This is a genomic window from Alkalicella caledoniensis, from assembly GCF_014467015.1.
In the GTDB taxonomy this organism is placed as follows: Bacteria; Bacillota; Proteinivoracia; order Proteinivoracales; family Proteinivoracaceae; genus Alkalicella; species Alkalicella caledoniensis.
Map to the genome: position 1 here is coordinate 909,424 of NZ_CP058559.1, position 15,006 is coordinate 924,429.

Consider the following 15,006-nt stretch of genomic DNA (forward strand, 5'->3'; position numbering starts at 1 on the left):
ATCATTAGTAAATTATTCCCCAGGAGATAAGAAAAAACCTTCTATACTTTTATATTTTACTTAAATATTCAATTCCCTTGTGTCTTTAAACTCCCTTTAGGAAGATTGTAACATCGAAATCACCAATAGGGGTTTTTAATGGAAGTAGCAGAGATTTTTGAGATGCCATGGAAAAAGATTTATTTTCTCCCACAAAAATCTGTGGTGGTACAATATCACAAACATAGTTACTACTTGTAAGTTTTGTCATTGCATTACCACTTATTATATTCGCAACTTCCCCGAGAGCTGATGAAACAAAGGCATCAACTTGCTCCATCTCCATACCAGCCATAATTCTAACCATTTCTAAAGTCATCTTTTCAGGGAAACTAAACAGTATAGACCCTTTTAAATCACCAGTAACCCCTAAAAGAACATTTACATCCTTGTTTGCTATCATGCCATCAAGTACTTCTAACTGACCTCTTTCAGTTTCAACATCTAGCATCATTTGTAAAACTTCCTTAGTAGCTAGGAAAAAGGGATTTATGTATTCTGCCTTCATTACGCATCCCCCCCTTGTCTTTGCACATAGTCTCCGATTTTTGTATCTGTCCCAGCTACATGCATGATTAGCCAAGTCATAAGTTTACCACTGAACTCTTGTACTAGTTCCTCATTAAATCCTTCGGTTTCTAGGCGTGCTGCATATTTGCCAACAGCTTCTTTAAACTGTTTATGTGCTATTTTATGTCCCTCTGCTTCAGGGTAATTTATCTCTTTTTGATACTCTTCTTCAGCATCAAAATGGAAAACCACATATTCTTGCATAAAGCTCATGGTCTCTTTAACCTTTGCTAGACGTAGCTCCCAATCCCCTTTTGATTGTACAACCTTTATAAACTCAGAAACCCTCTGAAATAGTTCTTCATGCTGCTGATCAATAAGTGAAACTCCTATTTTGTATTTTTCTTTCCACATCACATTAACACCGCCTTTTTCTACATTTAATTACATATTTCGACCTAGGAGCCCTTTTTCCCTGCTAAAAACAGGAAAAAATGCGCTTCCAAGGGCATTTAGTTATTAAATGTCCTCCTCTTACTTAAAGGCTTCCACTACTTTTCTAAAAGCTCCCTCTAGCTGACCATTGTGAACAGCTTCTAAGGACTTCTTTGCCCAGTTTGGAAATACATCCCGCTCATATGCGAAAATTAAACTTACAAGTATGGACATAGCCTCATCAACAACCTTTTCTCTATGGTCAAACTCACCGTAAACTTCAAGAAAAGCCTCACCTGCTTCTGCTGAAAGGGATGACAGTACATTTCTAATATCATTATATCTAAGTCCGATACCTAGAAAGTTATAGTCAAACATAAGTGCCTTTTTCTTATCATGACTTACCACAAAATTTACCCAGTAAAAGTCATTATATGTAATGGTTTCATCCAGACCTTTTACTTTATTTATCACAAAATCTATATTCTCTAAAATATATCCCCAAACCTTGCAGTCCTGTGTCTTTGACAACGATTTAACCTTGTCAATATTTTCCTTTGTTACACAGTCAATTTCCCTATAAAACTTATCCTTCTTATCTACAATGTATCTTGCACCTTCCCTGTGTAGCTTCACATACCACGGTGCTAAAGCCCTAGCTACCTCAACATCATCTAGATCGGAGGCTATCCCTAATCTGTATTTATGGCTTTCATCAATATCCTCCAACAGTATGCTTCTATCTGTGTATCCATATGATTTAATAGTTGGGATACTCAGTTCATTTAATATCTTGTAGTTTTCTATCTCCCTAGTATACTTCTCATTTTTAAAGTACTTTACAACATAGCTTTGGCCTTCATATTTAAAGCGATATAACATAACTCCATCCTTATTACTTATCTCATTTAAAGTTAAGGACTCACTGTTTTTTAGTCCAAGCTTACATAGCTCTTTGCAGACTTTTTCAATTGACATCACTACTCACCCCATTTTTTAATAATTTCTGTAGAACCTCTATCTTGTGGTTATCCTTATTGTTATTATTTGCACTCCTATATCCATCAACAACAGACTTACTATAGACTTTTAAGTAATCCTCTATACTTAACAATTTATATCTAGCCCCTTGATTTTCATGAACCTCTAAACAGTCGTAATCCACCCCCGCAAGGGAGCTAAGTCTTCCTCAAAGGCAAAAGCTGCCTTTATACCATCCTTTTCAAACTCATGTTCATTAAGATCAATCAAGGTATAGCCCATCTCTTCAATAACTTCTAGTAACAATTCCCACTTTTCGGCTACATACTCCTTTGGGACCAGTATATCAATATCCTGCGGATGAAACTCAACTCCTGTAACCACTTGAAGCCCAAGGGACCCATATAACACAGGAACTATATCAAATCTTTTGTTTAGTTCTGTGGCAATACTCAAAAATTCATTATATAATTTACGCATTTTAATCCCCTACTTCCTACAAAGTCATATAGTTTTTTCATTTTTGCATTCTACTTTTCATCAACATCATTCCAGTCATAGTTAACACACGAAACATCGTTCATAAAAAACTTCATAAATTCTTTGTTATAATATATTCTTGTTCCATGCTAGTAATCCTGCTCACCGAACGCTAAATAATCATTTCATTATACTTAGAGGAAATTATCATCAAGATGTAGAATTTCCTAATTTAAGCAACTACCGTCAAGAATTTCAAAATACAAAATGATATCCTTTAGTTAAGAGGTGATGATATGGACTGTAGGGAAAAGGTAGCAGGTGTAAATATAGTAAAAATACTCCACCTGTAAAACTTTTCATCCCTTATCCAGTCAGCCATTATTACCTTAGACAACTAAAAGGAGATGATAGTATGGATAAAAAAGCGAAAGCAAGTACAGTCTTTGTGCAAGTAGTTGATCGCCCTGAAAGAAAGCTAATTCTAAAACGAGGTACTAAAGCAACAGGATACTTTGAATATTGTGAAGAAGTCCCCTGTGAAGTTTGGGGAATACTAACAAGTATAAAAGAAGCCTCCTATGAACCCATAGGTATGTGGTTACCAAAAAACCTTATCAAACCAGGCACTTCTGTATATGCACAAGGTGTTGAAGTATCCAAAGACTACAACGGAATAGTTCCCGAAGGATTTGACATAATAGATCTTCCCCCATGCAAGATGATGGTTTTCCAAGGCGAACCATTTAATGACGAAGAAATTGGTGAAGCAATAGATCAAGTATGGGAAGCCATCAAAGATTATAACCCAGAGCTATACGGTTTTCAGTGGGCAGATGAAGATGCCCCAAGATTCCAACTAGAGCCCTGGGAATATAGAGGATACATTGAAGCTAGACCTGTAAGGGCCATCAAAAAGTAATATTAAATTAGAAAAGCTAATCCTTCACTCTAAAGGATTAGCTTTTTCTATTTAGCTATTTTCAGATATCAAAGGATTACAATTACAACCAATATATGGTATTCTCACAGTCGTATCTTACCATTTTCTTATCCCTATTATCTAACCACTTATACTATGTCTTTTCCTTTCGTAGCATTGAATATTGCATGATATCAGACCCAGGTACAACACCCTTTGACACCACCTCAAAGCCGTATCTTTGATATATCTCTACATTTATTCCACCATGGGTCTCTAGGTAACAAGCTTGACCTTGTTGATCAGCTAAGTTTAATAAAGGAAGCATTAACTTCCTACCAAACCCTTGACCTTGTCTTTCAGAAGCAACACCAAGTAAAATTATATATTGATGTGGTTCTTTGATTGCTTCATTGTGCATCTTTAATGTAAATTGATCAAACTTGGTGAATCTATCTCCAACTTCTTTACCATACTTCATAAGGGAGAATACCCCACATCTAAGTTGTCTAATTAAGCTGAATTTGTAGATTCTAAAATCGGAGAATAAGATGATACCCTCTAATTTCTCAGAAATTGCGTAAGCTTCCCCATACAGTACCGCATATTTTATGATGAACCTTAGAAAAACCTTAATGCTTTCACTATCAAGTTTTTCACCCAAAATGTATTTGAACATAGGGTAGTCACTAAAAGCACTGGCTATTGATTCTGCACCTCTGTTGACATCTTCTTTGTTTAGTTTGTATAAATTATCAAACTGCAAATAAAACACCTCCGTTATATTTATTAATGTATACATTCTACCTGAGGTAACTATTCCCTTTATTTAAGGGTGGATGGGGAGAGAATAACGGGGGAAAAGGATTACAATTACAGCCAATATATGGTATGATAAAGCACTGGTTAACTATGGAATCATTACGCATAATAATACTAATAATAAAGGCAAAGAAAGGTTGATTATATATGGCAATTAGTTTTAAAGATTTAGGAATTAGTAAAGAGTTAGAGTCTCTCTTAAAGAAAAATGGTATAACAGAGCCTACACCAATCCAAGAAAAATCTATCCCAGAAATATTAAAGGGCAGAGATGTTGTAGCCCAAGCACAAACGGGCACAGGAAAAACCCTTGCCTTTTTGCTACCGATTATGGATAGAATTGATGCTAACAAAGATTTTATTCAAGGCTTAATAATCACCCCTACAAGGGAACTAGCAATTCAGATAACAGCTGAAGCTAAAAAGCTTGCAGCAGGCAAAGAAATTAACATCCTGGCAGCTTATGGTGGCCAAGATGTAGCACAGCAGCTAAGGAAGTTAAAAAGAGGCATACACTTAGTAGTGGCAACTCCCGGTAGATTGTTGGATCATATGGAAAGACAGAACATAGAACTAGGCAGACTAAAATCATTAGTGTTAGACGAAGCTGATGAAATGATAAGTATGGGATTTATAAAAGACTTAGAAGCAATAATAGTAAAGACTCCCAAAGCACGACAAACAATGCTATTTTCCGCTACAATACCAAGTGAGGTAAGAAAACTTGCCACTAGATTTATGCGTGACCCATTACAATTAGAAATCGAAGGAAAAAATGTAACCCTAGACGAAATAGAACAGGTAGTCATAGAAACTACAGATAGGAAAAAATTTGATACCCTCTGTCAAATGCTAGATGAGCATAGACCTTATTTGGCAATTATATTCTGTAGAACTAAAATAAGGGCTATTAAATTAAACTATGACTTAGCAGTTAAAGGATACAATTGTGATGAATTACATGGAGACCTTTCTCAATCAAAAAGGGAAAGAGTAATGAAATCCTTTAAAAGTGCAAAGATACAAATCTTAGTAGCAACAGATATAGCAGCTAGAGGGATTGATGTAGAAGGTGTGACTCACGTAATTAACTATGATGTCCCAGAGGATGCAGAAAGCTATATTCATAGGATAGGCCGTACAGGACGTATAGGCAATTTAGGGACGGCAGTAACCCTAGTAACACCTAAAGACGCTGATACACTAGCAGTAATTGAAAGAAAAATAAAATCGGACTTTAAACTTAAAAATATACCAAAACCAAAAGTTAAAGGTGAAAATAGGGCTGAAAAGAGAGATGGCAGAAAGTCATCTAAAAAAGCTGGCAAGGACCAAGGCAAAAGAGCAGACTATAATCCAAACTATCGGGCAGAAAGAAGAGCTCGAAGATCAGGAGACAATCAGTCAAGTGAGGCACCTTCAAAACATAGGCCTAGAAAAAGTAAAAATGATAGCCCTAAAAAAAATCCAAAGGATTATAGACACACTGTCAAGAAAAGATAGAGGCATAAAAAGGTGAAGCAAAAAGAACCATTCGGGAGTATAAATAATTTAGTGTAATTGGATTTCTTACTTTACTGCATCTACTAGTAGAAAATCTAAACATACATCAGAAATATTTTCCCATTACTGGGATATAATATTCATGGCTCTTACTTACTAAAAGGATAAGGCAATACTGGAGAGTAACCTGAGCGATTAGTAAGGTTCTGCCGAGGATAGAGGATCTGACCCTCTATCTTTTTTTGCCCTTTTTTCTATCCTTGGGAGAACTAAAGCGATAAACTCCTGGGCAAAGCCCAGCACTAAACAGCTAAATTTGAGTCAATTCTATCCTCAAAATATATTGCAAACTGGGAGATACATTGTTTCCAGATCCTAAGTGGTTGAGTCCACTTCTTAGATATTTCCATGGTAGCTAAGTACAATATTTTTTCTAAGGCTTCATCGTTAGGGTAAGATGTTTTAGTTTTAGTAACTTTACGCAGCTGTCTATGGTATGCTTCGATGGTATTTGTAGTATAGATCAATTTACGTATCTCGTTAGGATACTTAAAGTAAACAGTTAACTCATCCCAATTTTTTTCCCATGATTTAATAATTATTGGGTGTTTTTTACCCCACTTTTCTTTGAACTCTTCAAAAGCATATTCTGCTTCATCAAGAGTTAAAGCTTGGTATACTTTTTTCAGGTCTACCATTACCTGTTTCATTTCTTTATACGAAACATACTTCATCGAGTTTCTGATTTGGTGAATAACACATAGCTGTATTTCTGTTTTTGGAAAGGCAGAGTTAATAGCCTCAGAAAAGCCTGAAAGTCCGTCCTTACAAGCAATTAGGATGTCTTCTACACCTCTATTTTTAAGGTCATTAAGTACTCCTAGCCAGAACTTTGAACTTTCGTTACCACCAATCCATATTCCTAAAACTTCCTTGTGACCTGCCATATTTATACCTAGTACACTGTAAGCCGCTTTATTAATTATCCTGTTATCTTCACGAACTTTAAAGTGAATTGCATCAAGGAAAACTATAGGGTAGATCCTATCTAGTGGCCTAGATTGCCATTCAGCAATCATAGGTAGTATCCTGTCTGTAACTTTACTAACCATTGTTGCTGATACCTCGATGCCGTAGATATCTTGCATATGGCTTTCTATGTCACGTGTGGTCATTCCGTTAGCATACATGGATATTATTTTATCTTCGAGCTCATTGCTAGTCCGTTGATATTTCTTGATTACTTGTGGTTCAAAATCCCCATTACGATCCCTTGGGATTTCTATGGTTGATTCTCCGTACTTAGTCTTAATGGTTTTCTTGTTGTAACCATTTCTACTATTCCCTGAATGATCGCCAATGGGTGAGTGTTTATCATAGCCTAAATGCTCATCCATTTCAGCTTCGAAGATTTCCTGCATAGTATCTTTGAATAAACTTTTTAAGTGTTCTTGTACTTCTTCTACACTTCGGCACTCTTTTGCTAATTCTTTGGCTAATAAATTACCCTTTGTAGTCATAATTGGACAACCCCTTTTTTAGTGGTATTATTATCCAATTACACGTAATTTATTACGCTCTCAACCATTCTTTTTGCTTCACCTTTTTTTGTGTGGACTCTCTAAACTTCCTTTTCAAAAATTAAGTCAATCTCATTATACCTACCATGGGAATCCATATTCGCGGGAATGAAACCAACATAGCGAAACCCCTTAGCTGCATACTCATCAATAATCTTCCTATGACCCTCAGACTTAGCCCCAAAAAATCCACTCATGGTAACATTAACATACTCGTATTGATACATTGTTTAACCTCCTCTAAATATTTCTTTCGGCCCTCAGACTCCATTAGAACAGTGAAAATAATTCCTTTTTCTATATGTATAAATTAGCACTATAATTGACCATATTGCATTTCCAATAAAGGGTTGAGAATTATATTGTATTGATAAAGCGAAACTTATAAATAAAAATACTACTGAATATAGCATAATCAACCAATAACCCCACTTAGTCAATTTCAAGTATCCATAAGCTAGGATCAATGAAAGCACTATAACAATCGGGATTATGATATGTTCTGGAACACTAGGAACTCCAAACCTCAACCCTATTGGTATCTCCTGCTCCACTCCGGATACTAAAGATATAAAAATTGCAATGGCCCCGAAAATATAAAAATATCCTATGAAAATTACCCCTTTAGGTCGTTTAGTATTCAACGCTTGCGCCCCCCTTCCCACGTTTTATAATCGTTGCTACCTCTCTCTGTCTTTTATTGCATTGTATATTTCAAGTTTTATTTCTTCATCAATATCATATTCTCCATTAAAAATTGATGTCATGATCTTATGAAGTAGAACCTTGTTTATGTTTCCTGCAGCTACATGGTAGCTTATATTTTCCATTTTAACAATGAAATCTCTCGCAATAAGCATATATCCATTTTTAAGTAAGAACTGTGTGGATAGGGTAATCGCTATTCTTTTATTACCATCAGCAAAACAATGGAATTTACACACACAGAAAAACAAGTGCGTTACTTTGTCTACGAAAGTGGGGTAATAATCATCGTTTTGAATATTACACAAAACGCTTTCTAGCTTTCCATTATCTATGGATAGTGTCGTCCCACCTCCACTATTTTCAACTGTCTTCCTATGAATCACGATAGCTTCTTCAATTGTTATATAGGAGTATGAATCCATAGGTTTATTCACGCTCCTTTAACCTTTTTAATACGTCTGCATTATCTTTCATAAGTTTTTCTATCTCATCCGCTTCTGTTCCTAAAAAACGTTCATATTCATTAGCGTCTAATGGGCTTATATAGTCTTCTAATTGCTTATGAAATGCGTCTCTCAAGGCTAGGTCTCTACTTGCCATTTTACTTCTGCCTCTGTTTATTAGTGGCTTCCAATGTGGCAAGTTCTCAAAATCATGAAAGATTTTATCTGTCTCCCAATTGTTCAGTTTCCTTCCTAGTCTATCGTACTCCTTTCTAATATTCTCAGCTAAACCACATTCATAGGAAGCAACTAAATCAAGTATCTCTGCATAAAGAGTCTCCCTTACCTTATCCTTACTTTTTAGTTTGAGTATTTCTCTATACTCTTTGGCCTTCTCCTTAAAAATACTTTGATAAATCATATCTGTATATCTAGCATATTTAAAATTATTCATGTCTACACAATCTCTTAAAGCATCTGTAAACTCCTTACGGTAATTCTCTTCATCTAGAAAAGCTCCTAGAAAATCTTTATCACGTTGATTAATATACTTAGTAGCCCCACCTGTTTTATGGTTAATAAGATCAATAACTATATCGAGCATCATTTGCCGTAAAACTCTAGCATTTTCGCTTTCAACAAGAAGCATTCCTATATTGAGGAATGCCCTAAAATCATAGATTGCAAGTTGTGGTACATTCTTCCCGACATTAATGTCGGGAACATTCAACTTCTCTATTTCCTGTATGAAGTTTTTGAGTCTTTTTCCTTTAATTACTTCATATCCATTACTCTTAAGCTCACTGGAAAACTTAGTTGTATATCTTTCAACTGTCCTTATATCTACGTCAAAAAATTCGGCGACCATGTCTTTTGTGAAAGTTATTTTCCCTTCAAAAACTACCCCCGTTATATTGGCTTCTCTTTGTATCTCTCTTAGAGCTATTTCATTATTAAGGATGTTCTGCCTATCAATATTAGAGCTTGTTAAGTCTCTCGCCATTTTCCCCACCTCCGAAAAAATATTCTGATATTTACAGTATATACCCTAGAACTCACGTTCGCAATAATTAATTAAAAAAAGGGAAAGAGTAATAAAATCTTTTAAAAGTGCAAAGATACAAATCTTAATTGCACAGATATAGCAGTTAGAGGGATTGATGTAGAAGGTGTGACTCACTTAATTAACTATGACATCCCAGAAGATGCAGAAAGCTATATTCATAGGATAGGCCGAACAGGACGTATAGGCAATTTAGGTACGGCAGTAACCCTAGTAACACCTAAAGACGCTGATGCATTAGCAGTAATTGAAAGAAGAATAAAAGGATTTTAAACTTAAAAATAAAACAAAGCCTAAAGATAAAAATGAAAATGATAGCCCTAAAAAAATCCAAAAGATTATAGACACACTGTTAAGAAAAGATAGAGGCATTAAAGCTAGACCTGTGAGGATCATGAAAGGTAATACTTAATAGAGAAAGCTAATCCTTTACCGTGAAGGTAGGATTAGCTTTTTATTATTGGAAGATATTTTAACTATTTTTGCGATAGGAAGAACATTATAATTATATTAAAAGACAACCATGAAAGAAATTTGTTATTAAGGAGAGTAACTAATCATGATAATGGTAATTGTTATATTTATTGGGATAGTAATGTTTGCTTTGGGGCTAACGATGATACGTAAAAAATCCATTACGGAAAATATATTAGATGTAATTATAGATTCCCTTACAGGAACCTTCTTTTTTTCAGAAGTAGGGTTAATGCTATTTGGATTATTACTTATTGTTTTGGGTTTAGTAGAATTGTTCAATTAGAGTTTTTCTAAATCTAAATTCCTCTTAACGTGATAAGAATAAAGCCCAGCAGTGTTTTTAGCCGGGAGTATAAATAATTTAGTGTAATTGGATTTCTTACTTTACTGCATCTACTAGTAGAAAATCTAAACATACATCAGAAATATTTTCCCATTACTGGGATATAATATTCATGGCTCTTACTTACTAAAAGGATAAGGCAATACTGGAGAGTAACCTGAGCGATTAGTAAGGTTCTGCCGAGGATAGAGGATCTGACCCTCTATCTTTTTTTGCCCTTTTTTCTATCCTTGGGAGAACTAAAGCGATAAACTCCTGGGCAAAGCCCAGCACTAAACAGCTAAATTTGAGTCAATTCTATCCTCAAAATATATTGCAAACTGGGAGATACATTGTTTCCAGATCCTAAGTGGTTGAGTCCACTTCTTAGATATTTCCATGGTAGCTAAGTACAATATTTTTTCTAAGGCTTCATCGTTAGGGTAAGATGTTTTAGTTTTAGTAACTTTACGCAGCTGTCTATGGTATGCTTCGATGGTATTTGTAGTATAGATCAATTTACGTATCTCGTTAGGATACTTAAAGTAAACAGTTAACTCATCCCAATTTTTTTCCCATGATTTAATAATTATTGGGTGTTTTTTACCCCACTTTTCTTTGAACTCTTCAAAAGCATATTCTGCTTCATCAAGAGTTAAAGCTTGGTATACTTTTTTCAGGTCTACCATTACCTGTTTCATTTCTTTATACGAAACATACTTCATCGAGTTTCTGATTTGGTGAATAACACATAGCTGTATTTCTGTTTTTGGAAAGGCAGAGTTAATAGCCTCAGAAAAGCCTGAAAGTCCGTCCTTACAAGCAATTAGGATGTCTTCTACACCTCTATTTTTAAGGTCATTAAGTACTCCTAGCCAGAACTTTGAACTTTCGTTACCACCAATCCATATTCCTAAAACTTCCTTGTGACCTGCCATATTTATACCTAGTACACTGTAAGCCGCTTTATTAATTATCCTGTTATCTTCACGAACTTTAAAGTGAATTGCATCAAGGAAAACTATAGGGTAGATCCTATCTAGTGGCCTAGATTGCCATTCAGCAATCATAGGTAGTATCCTGTCTGTAACTTTACTAACCATTGTTGCTGATACCTCGATGCCGTAGATATCTTGCATATGGCTTTCTATGTCACGTGTGGTCATTCCGTTAGCATACATGGATATTATTTTATCTTCGAGCTCATTGCTAGTCCGTTGATATTTCTTGATTACTTGTGGTTCAAAATCCCCATTACGATCCCTTGGGATTTCTATGGTTGATTCTCCGTACTTAGTCTTAATGGTTTTCTTGTTGTAACCATTTCTACTATTCCCTGAATGATCGCCAATGGGTGAGTGTTTATCATAGCCTAAATGCTCATCCATTTCAGCTTCGAAGATTTCCTGCATAGTATCTTTGAATAAACTTTTTAAGTGTTCTTGTACTTCTTCTACACTTCGGCACTCTTTTGCTAATTCTTTGGCTAATAAATTACCCTTTGTAGTCATAATTGGACAACCCCTTTTTTAGTGGTATTATTATCCAATTACACGTAATTTATTACGCTCTCTTTTAGCCCGGGTATTTACTCTTAACATGTATATCTTTTATGTTCTACTGACATCCTAACCTCTTAACTGTAGTTTTAAACTTCCTTCTCAAATATTAAGTCGATCTCCTTATACTTACCATAAGAGTCCATATTTGCTGGAATGAACCCAACATAGCGATAACCATTAGCCGCATACTTATCGATAATCTCCCTATGCTCTTCAGACCTCGCTCCCCAAAAACTACCCACTTTAACATTAACATACTCGTATTGAAACATTGGATTACCTCCTCTAAATATTTTTCTAGGGTTTTCAGACTCCTTTTCAGCAGTTTAAATATTGCTCAATATCCTATGTCATCCGAAAATTATCATGTTCTACTTATAAGGCACAAGACTCTCTTTAAAGTTCCTTATCCCGCCTATAGGTTTCTCTACGTCTCCGCTATATCTAGGAATAAGGTGAAAATGCAGGTGAAATATTGTTTGTCCAGCAGTTTCTCCTATGTTGACCCCGATGTTATAGCCATCGGGGTTAAACTTGTGATCTATTTGGATTTTCACTTCTTTAATTAAGCGATTTATACTAACAAGTTCTTCTTCAGTCATATCAAAATAGCTCTCAAAATGCCTTTTGGGGATTATCAAGGCATGCCCTTGGTTTACAGGGAACTTATCGAAGATAGCATAGGCAAGATCATTTTCCCCTATGTAATTCATCTTTTCCATATCACAAAATAAGCAGCTCATTTTTTGTCTCCTTGTCCATATAGTTTGATGTATTATTTTACCTTTAAACTACTTCTATTGTAGTACTCTCTTAGCTTTAGATCACATTGTTCAACTATCCATCTACGGTCTGCTGCTGTTAGTTTTCTCATTATGTGTCTATTTATCTCTATATACTCTAACTCTTTGGCTCTCTTCATGAAACGCATATCCTCAAAACGCTTAAATGGGTTAGCGAAGATATTTCTTTCGACTCCTTTACGATCGAATTCTTTAGTATAGATACTATTTTTCTTCTCCACAACTAACCCTTTTCCCTTCCGTTCCGTATAGAAATCTATAAAATAGTCTACAACATCTTCAACCCTAGCTCTACCATTTTCGTCTATATGTTCAAGCATTGCTTTCAATAACACTGGCTTGTATGAAAAGCTCATGTCCATGGTTTCAACCATATTCATAAACTTACCCTTCATATTAGCAGCTGTAATAAGCTCCCATCCATATTCCTTTGCATAGCTCTTCACAGTATCTTCCTTAAAATAATTGAATTTCCTCTTATCCCCCATGGGAACTTCTAAATCTGCCTTAATCTTACCTTCACGCATATATCTTTCAATGGTTTCTGACTGAACATCAACCATCCTGACAAATTCCATTTGAGATATCATATCTTTAACTTCATCTTGCCAGTTGAATAAATCTATCAATTCATAGTCAGTAACGCTAATGGGGAAATCTAGATAAATTTGGGGCTTTTCCCCTTTTGCTAGCAAATCAAAATCCAGCTGCATTTGCCCTTTAGGCCCAAGTACCATTTGACCTGGCTTGTAATCCTTAATGTTGAACATCCGATGTATGGAATATGGCATATTAAACATATTGGCATTATCTATGAAATCAAATACCATTAAGTAATCCTTGCCTTCACTTTTCCTCATTCCCCTACCTAATTGTTGAGTGTATAAGCTCTTGGAAAGGGTAGGACGGGCCATAAACAACACTTCAGTCTTAGGACTATCCCAGCCTTCATTTAATAAATCACATGCACATAATACCTGAATTGAACCATTTTCATACTCCCTTAAAACCCTATCCCTCTCCTTAGACCTCAATGTCCCAGAAACAGCAGCACTGTTAACACCCTGTTCCTTCAGTAAAGCAGCAATCTCTTCCGCATGCTTAACAGAAGCACAAAAGACCACAGTCTTCTTATCCTTAACAATATCTAAGTATGTGTCAACAATTATCTTATTCCTCTCAGGCAAAAACAGCTTACTCTCTAAATCTTGGGAGTTATACTTAATTCCATTTATCCTTACATTCTCTAAATCCACGTTAGTCTTTACCCTAATACAACGGATAGGAACTAACTCCCCCTGCTCCACTGCAGTCTTTAGATCCAACTTATGGGCAACATTTTGGAATATCTCTAAGAGATTTTCTCCATCCATTCTTTCAGGGGTTGCAGTTAATCCCAGTGTAAACTTTGGCTTGAAATAGCCTAACACTTTACGATAAGTACTTGCAGTACCATGGTGGCACTCATCTATGACAATATATCCAAATTCATCAGGCTTGAAATCCTCCAAATTCTGGGCAACACTTTGTATGGATCCACAAACAACATAAGAGTCCTTGTTTTTCTCTTCAGCAACAAAAAGCCCAGCATCAGCTTCATCCCATAGCTCACTAAAAGTATTTTTAGCCTGGCTAATAAGCTCCTTCGTATGAGCCAAAAACAAAGTCCTCTCCCCTACCCTCTTAGCATCACTGACAGCGGTAACTGTCTTGCCTGTACCGGTTGCATGATATAAAAGGGCTATTGATTCTCCCTTATCCCTCATACTACCTAAATTGTCCATGGCAGCCTGCTGATGATCCTTGAGTTCAATAATCTTCCCCTTTTGCTTAGGAAGATAATCATCCAGCATCCTAAAATTGGGTATCTCATCAAGGAAAAGGAGTAGCTCATCCTTGATTTTCTCCCTATGATTTTTAAGCTGCTTATATGCCCAACGGTATACCTTCCAGTTGTGATACATCAAACTATTCTGCTTCAACAAGTCATCATAATACTTGTTACTAGAAACCATCTTAGGATTATGATAAGTCTCCCCATCAATCTCAATGGCAACCCTAACATCTTCACTCTCCAAAGCAAAATCAATATATCTATGATTCCCGTAAATATCCACAAAAGGATACTGAACAAACAAAAACTCAGCCTTATCAGGCCCATAAACTTCACAAAACAAATCAACAAACAAATCCTCTGCGACACTACCAACCGCAGAGGATTTTATTATGCTCTTAGTCATCCCCATCACCTCTGGTTACGAAATATATGTTAATGTATATTTCGAGAGATGGGCGGGGGATTCCTTTAATTTGTGTCTATAGCTAAACGTAAAATAAATAGTTGATTAACTTATCT

Annotated in this window: 17 protein-coding genes and 1 pseudogene; 4 read left to right on the plus strand and 14 right to left on the minus strand. The window is 35.7% G+C overall.

The features are described from left to right. Positions 1-85: 85 nt before the first annotated feature. From HYG86_RS04485 to HYG86_RS04505, 5 genes are all read right to left on the minus strand, one after another. The gene (locus tag HYG86_RS04485; RefSeq protein WP_213167744.1) at positions 86-547 is read right to left on the minus strand and encodes a chemotaxis protein CheX; all 462 of its coding nucleotides are present in this window, start codon (positions 545-547) and stop codon (positions 86-88) included. Then, complete coding sequence (locus tag HYG86_RS04490; RefSeq protein ID WP_246451885.1) at positions 547-963, minus strand: bacteriohemerythrin; 417 nt, start codon at positions 961-963, stop codon at positions 547-549. Before HYG86_RS04490 ends, HYG86_RS04485 begins: the two co-directional genes overlap by 1 nt. 120 nt (positions 964-1,083) lie before the next feature. Next, positions 1,084-1,962 (minus strand): aminoglycoside phosphotransferase family protein, encoded by an 879-nt coding sequence (locus HYG86_RS04495; protein WP_213167746.1) that lies wholly within the window; start codon positions 1,960-1,962, stop codon positions 1,084-1,086. Continuing rightward, entirely contained in the window at positions 1,952-2,149 is a 198-nt protein-coding gene (locus HYG86_RS04500) for a hypothetical protein (RefSeq protein WP_213167747.1), read from the minus strand. The genes HYG86_RS04495 and HYG86_RS04500 overlap by 11 nt, the downstream gene beginning before the upstream one ends. Next, positions 2,131-2,445, minus strand: coding sequence for a nucleotidyltransferase family protein (locus tag HYG86_RS04505; protein WP_213167748.1), 315 nt, complete (start codon positions 2,443-2,445; stop codon positions 2,131-2,133). The genes HYG86_RS04500 and HYG86_RS04505 overlap by 19 nt, the downstream gene beginning before the upstream one ends. A 415-nt stretch (positions 2,446-2,860) precedes the next feature. Here HYG86_RS04505 and HYG86_RS04510 point away from each other — a divergent pair, with 415 nt between their 5' ends. Continuing rightward, entirely contained in the window at positions 2,861-3,367 is a 507-nt protein-coding gene (locus HYG86_RS04510) for a GyrI-like domain-containing protein (protein ID WP_213167749.1), read from the plus strand. Positions 3,368-3,521: 154 nt separating this feature from the next. Here the strand turns inward: HYG86_RS04510 and HYG86_RS04515 are convergent, their stop codons facing one another. Continuing rightward, complete coding sequence (locus HYG86_RS04515; RefSeq protein WP_213167750.1) at positions 3,522-4,133, minus strand: GNAT family N-acetyltransferase; 612 nt, start codon at positions 4,131-4,133, stop codon at positions 3,522-3,524. Between the two features lie 203 nt (positions 4,134-4,336). Between HYG86_RS04515 and HYG86_RS04520 the strand changes: the two are divergent. Beyond that, positions 4,337-5,455 (plus strand): annotated as a pseudogene (locus tag HYG86_RS04520) (DEAD/DEAH box helicase); the annotation flags it as partial. A 539-nt stretch (positions 5,456-5,994) separates the two neighbouring features. Here HYG86_RS04520 and HYG86_RS04525 read toward each other — a convergent pair. The 4 genes from HYG86_RS04525 to HYG86_RS04540 all read right to left on the minus strand — a co-directional run bounded on the left by HYG86_RS04525 (position 5,995) and on the right by HYG86_RS04540 (position 9,426). Continuing rightward, complete coding sequence (locus HYG86_RS04525) at positions 5,995-7,212, minus strand: IS256 family transposase (protein ID WP_213166306.1); 1,218 nt, start codon at positions 7,210-7,212, stop codon at positions 5,995-5,997. A gap of 101 nt (positions 7,213-7,313) precedes the next feature. Continuing rightward, positions 7,314-7,499 (minus strand): DUF4177 domain-containing protein, encoded by a 186-nt coding sequence (locus HYG86_RS04530; protein ID WP_213167752.1) that lies wholly within the window; start codon positions 7,497-7,499, stop codon positions 7,314-7,316. 453 nt (positions 7,500-7,952) lie between these two features. Next, positions 7,953-8,402, minus strand: a complete 450-nt coding sequence (locus HYG86_RS04535) for a type II toxin-antitoxin system death-on-curing family toxin (protein WP_213167753.1) — start codon at positions 8,400-8,402, stop codon at positions 7,953-7,955. Between the two features lie 4 nt (positions 8,403-8,406). Beyond that, the gene (locus tag HYG86_RS04540; RefSeq protein WP_213167754.1) at positions 8,407-9,426 is read right to left on the minus strand and encodes a DNA-binding protein; all 1,020 of its coding nucleotides are present in this window, start codon (positions 9,424-9,426) and stop codon (positions 8,407-8,409) included. 168 nt (positions 9,427-9,594) lie between these two features. Here HYG86_RS04540 and HYG86_RS18440 point away from each other — a divergent pair, with 168 nt between their 5' ends. Beyond that, on the plus strand, positions 9,595-9,759 hold the full coding sequence (locus HYG86_RS18440) for a helicase-related protein (protein ID WP_425489235.1): 165 nt from the start codon (positions 9,595-9,597) through the stop codon (positions 9,757-9,759). Positions 9,760-10,045: 286 nt separating this feature from the next. Then, positions 10,046-10,246, plus strand: coding sequence for a hypothetical protein (locus HYG86_RS04550; protein ID WP_213167755.1), 201 nt, complete (start codon positions 10,046-10,048; stop codon positions 10,244-10,246). Positions 10,247-10,578: 332 nt separating this feature from the next. On the opposite strand, the gene HYG86_RS04555 is transcribed toward HYG86_RS04550, so the two are convergent. The 4 genes from HYG86_RS04555 to HYG86_RS04570 form a co-directional block, all read right to left on the minus strand. Next, the gene (locus HYG86_RS04555) at positions 10,579-11,796 is read right to left on the minus strand and encodes an IS256 family transposase (RefSeq protein ID WP_213166306.1); all 1,218 of its coding nucleotides are present in this window, start codon (positions 11,794-11,796) and stop codon (positions 10,579-10,581) included. A gap of 137 nt (positions 11,797-11,933) precedes the next feature. Continuing rightward, complete coding sequence (locus HYG86_RS04560; protein ID WP_213167756.1) at positions 11,934-12,119, minus strand: DUF4177 domain-containing protein; 186 nt, start codon at positions 12,117-12,119, stop codon at positions 11,934-11,936. A gap of 99 nt (positions 12,120-12,218) precedes the next feature. Beyond that, a complete protein-coding gene (locus tag HYG86_RS04565) occupies positions 12,219-12,590 on the minus strand; it encodes an HIT family protein (RefSeq protein ID WP_213167757.1) in 372 nt (123 codons plus the stop codon). A 32-nt stretch (positions 12,591-12,622) separates the two neighbouring features. Then, positions 12,623-14,890 carry a DEAD/DEAH box helicase family protein gene (locus HYG86_RS04570; protein WP_213167758.1) on the minus strand — a complete coding sequence of 756 codons (2,268 nt, stop codon included), beginning with the start codon at positions 14,888-14,890 and terminating at the stop codon, positions 12,623-12,625. Between the last annotated feature and the right edge of the window lie 116 nt (positions 14,891-15,006).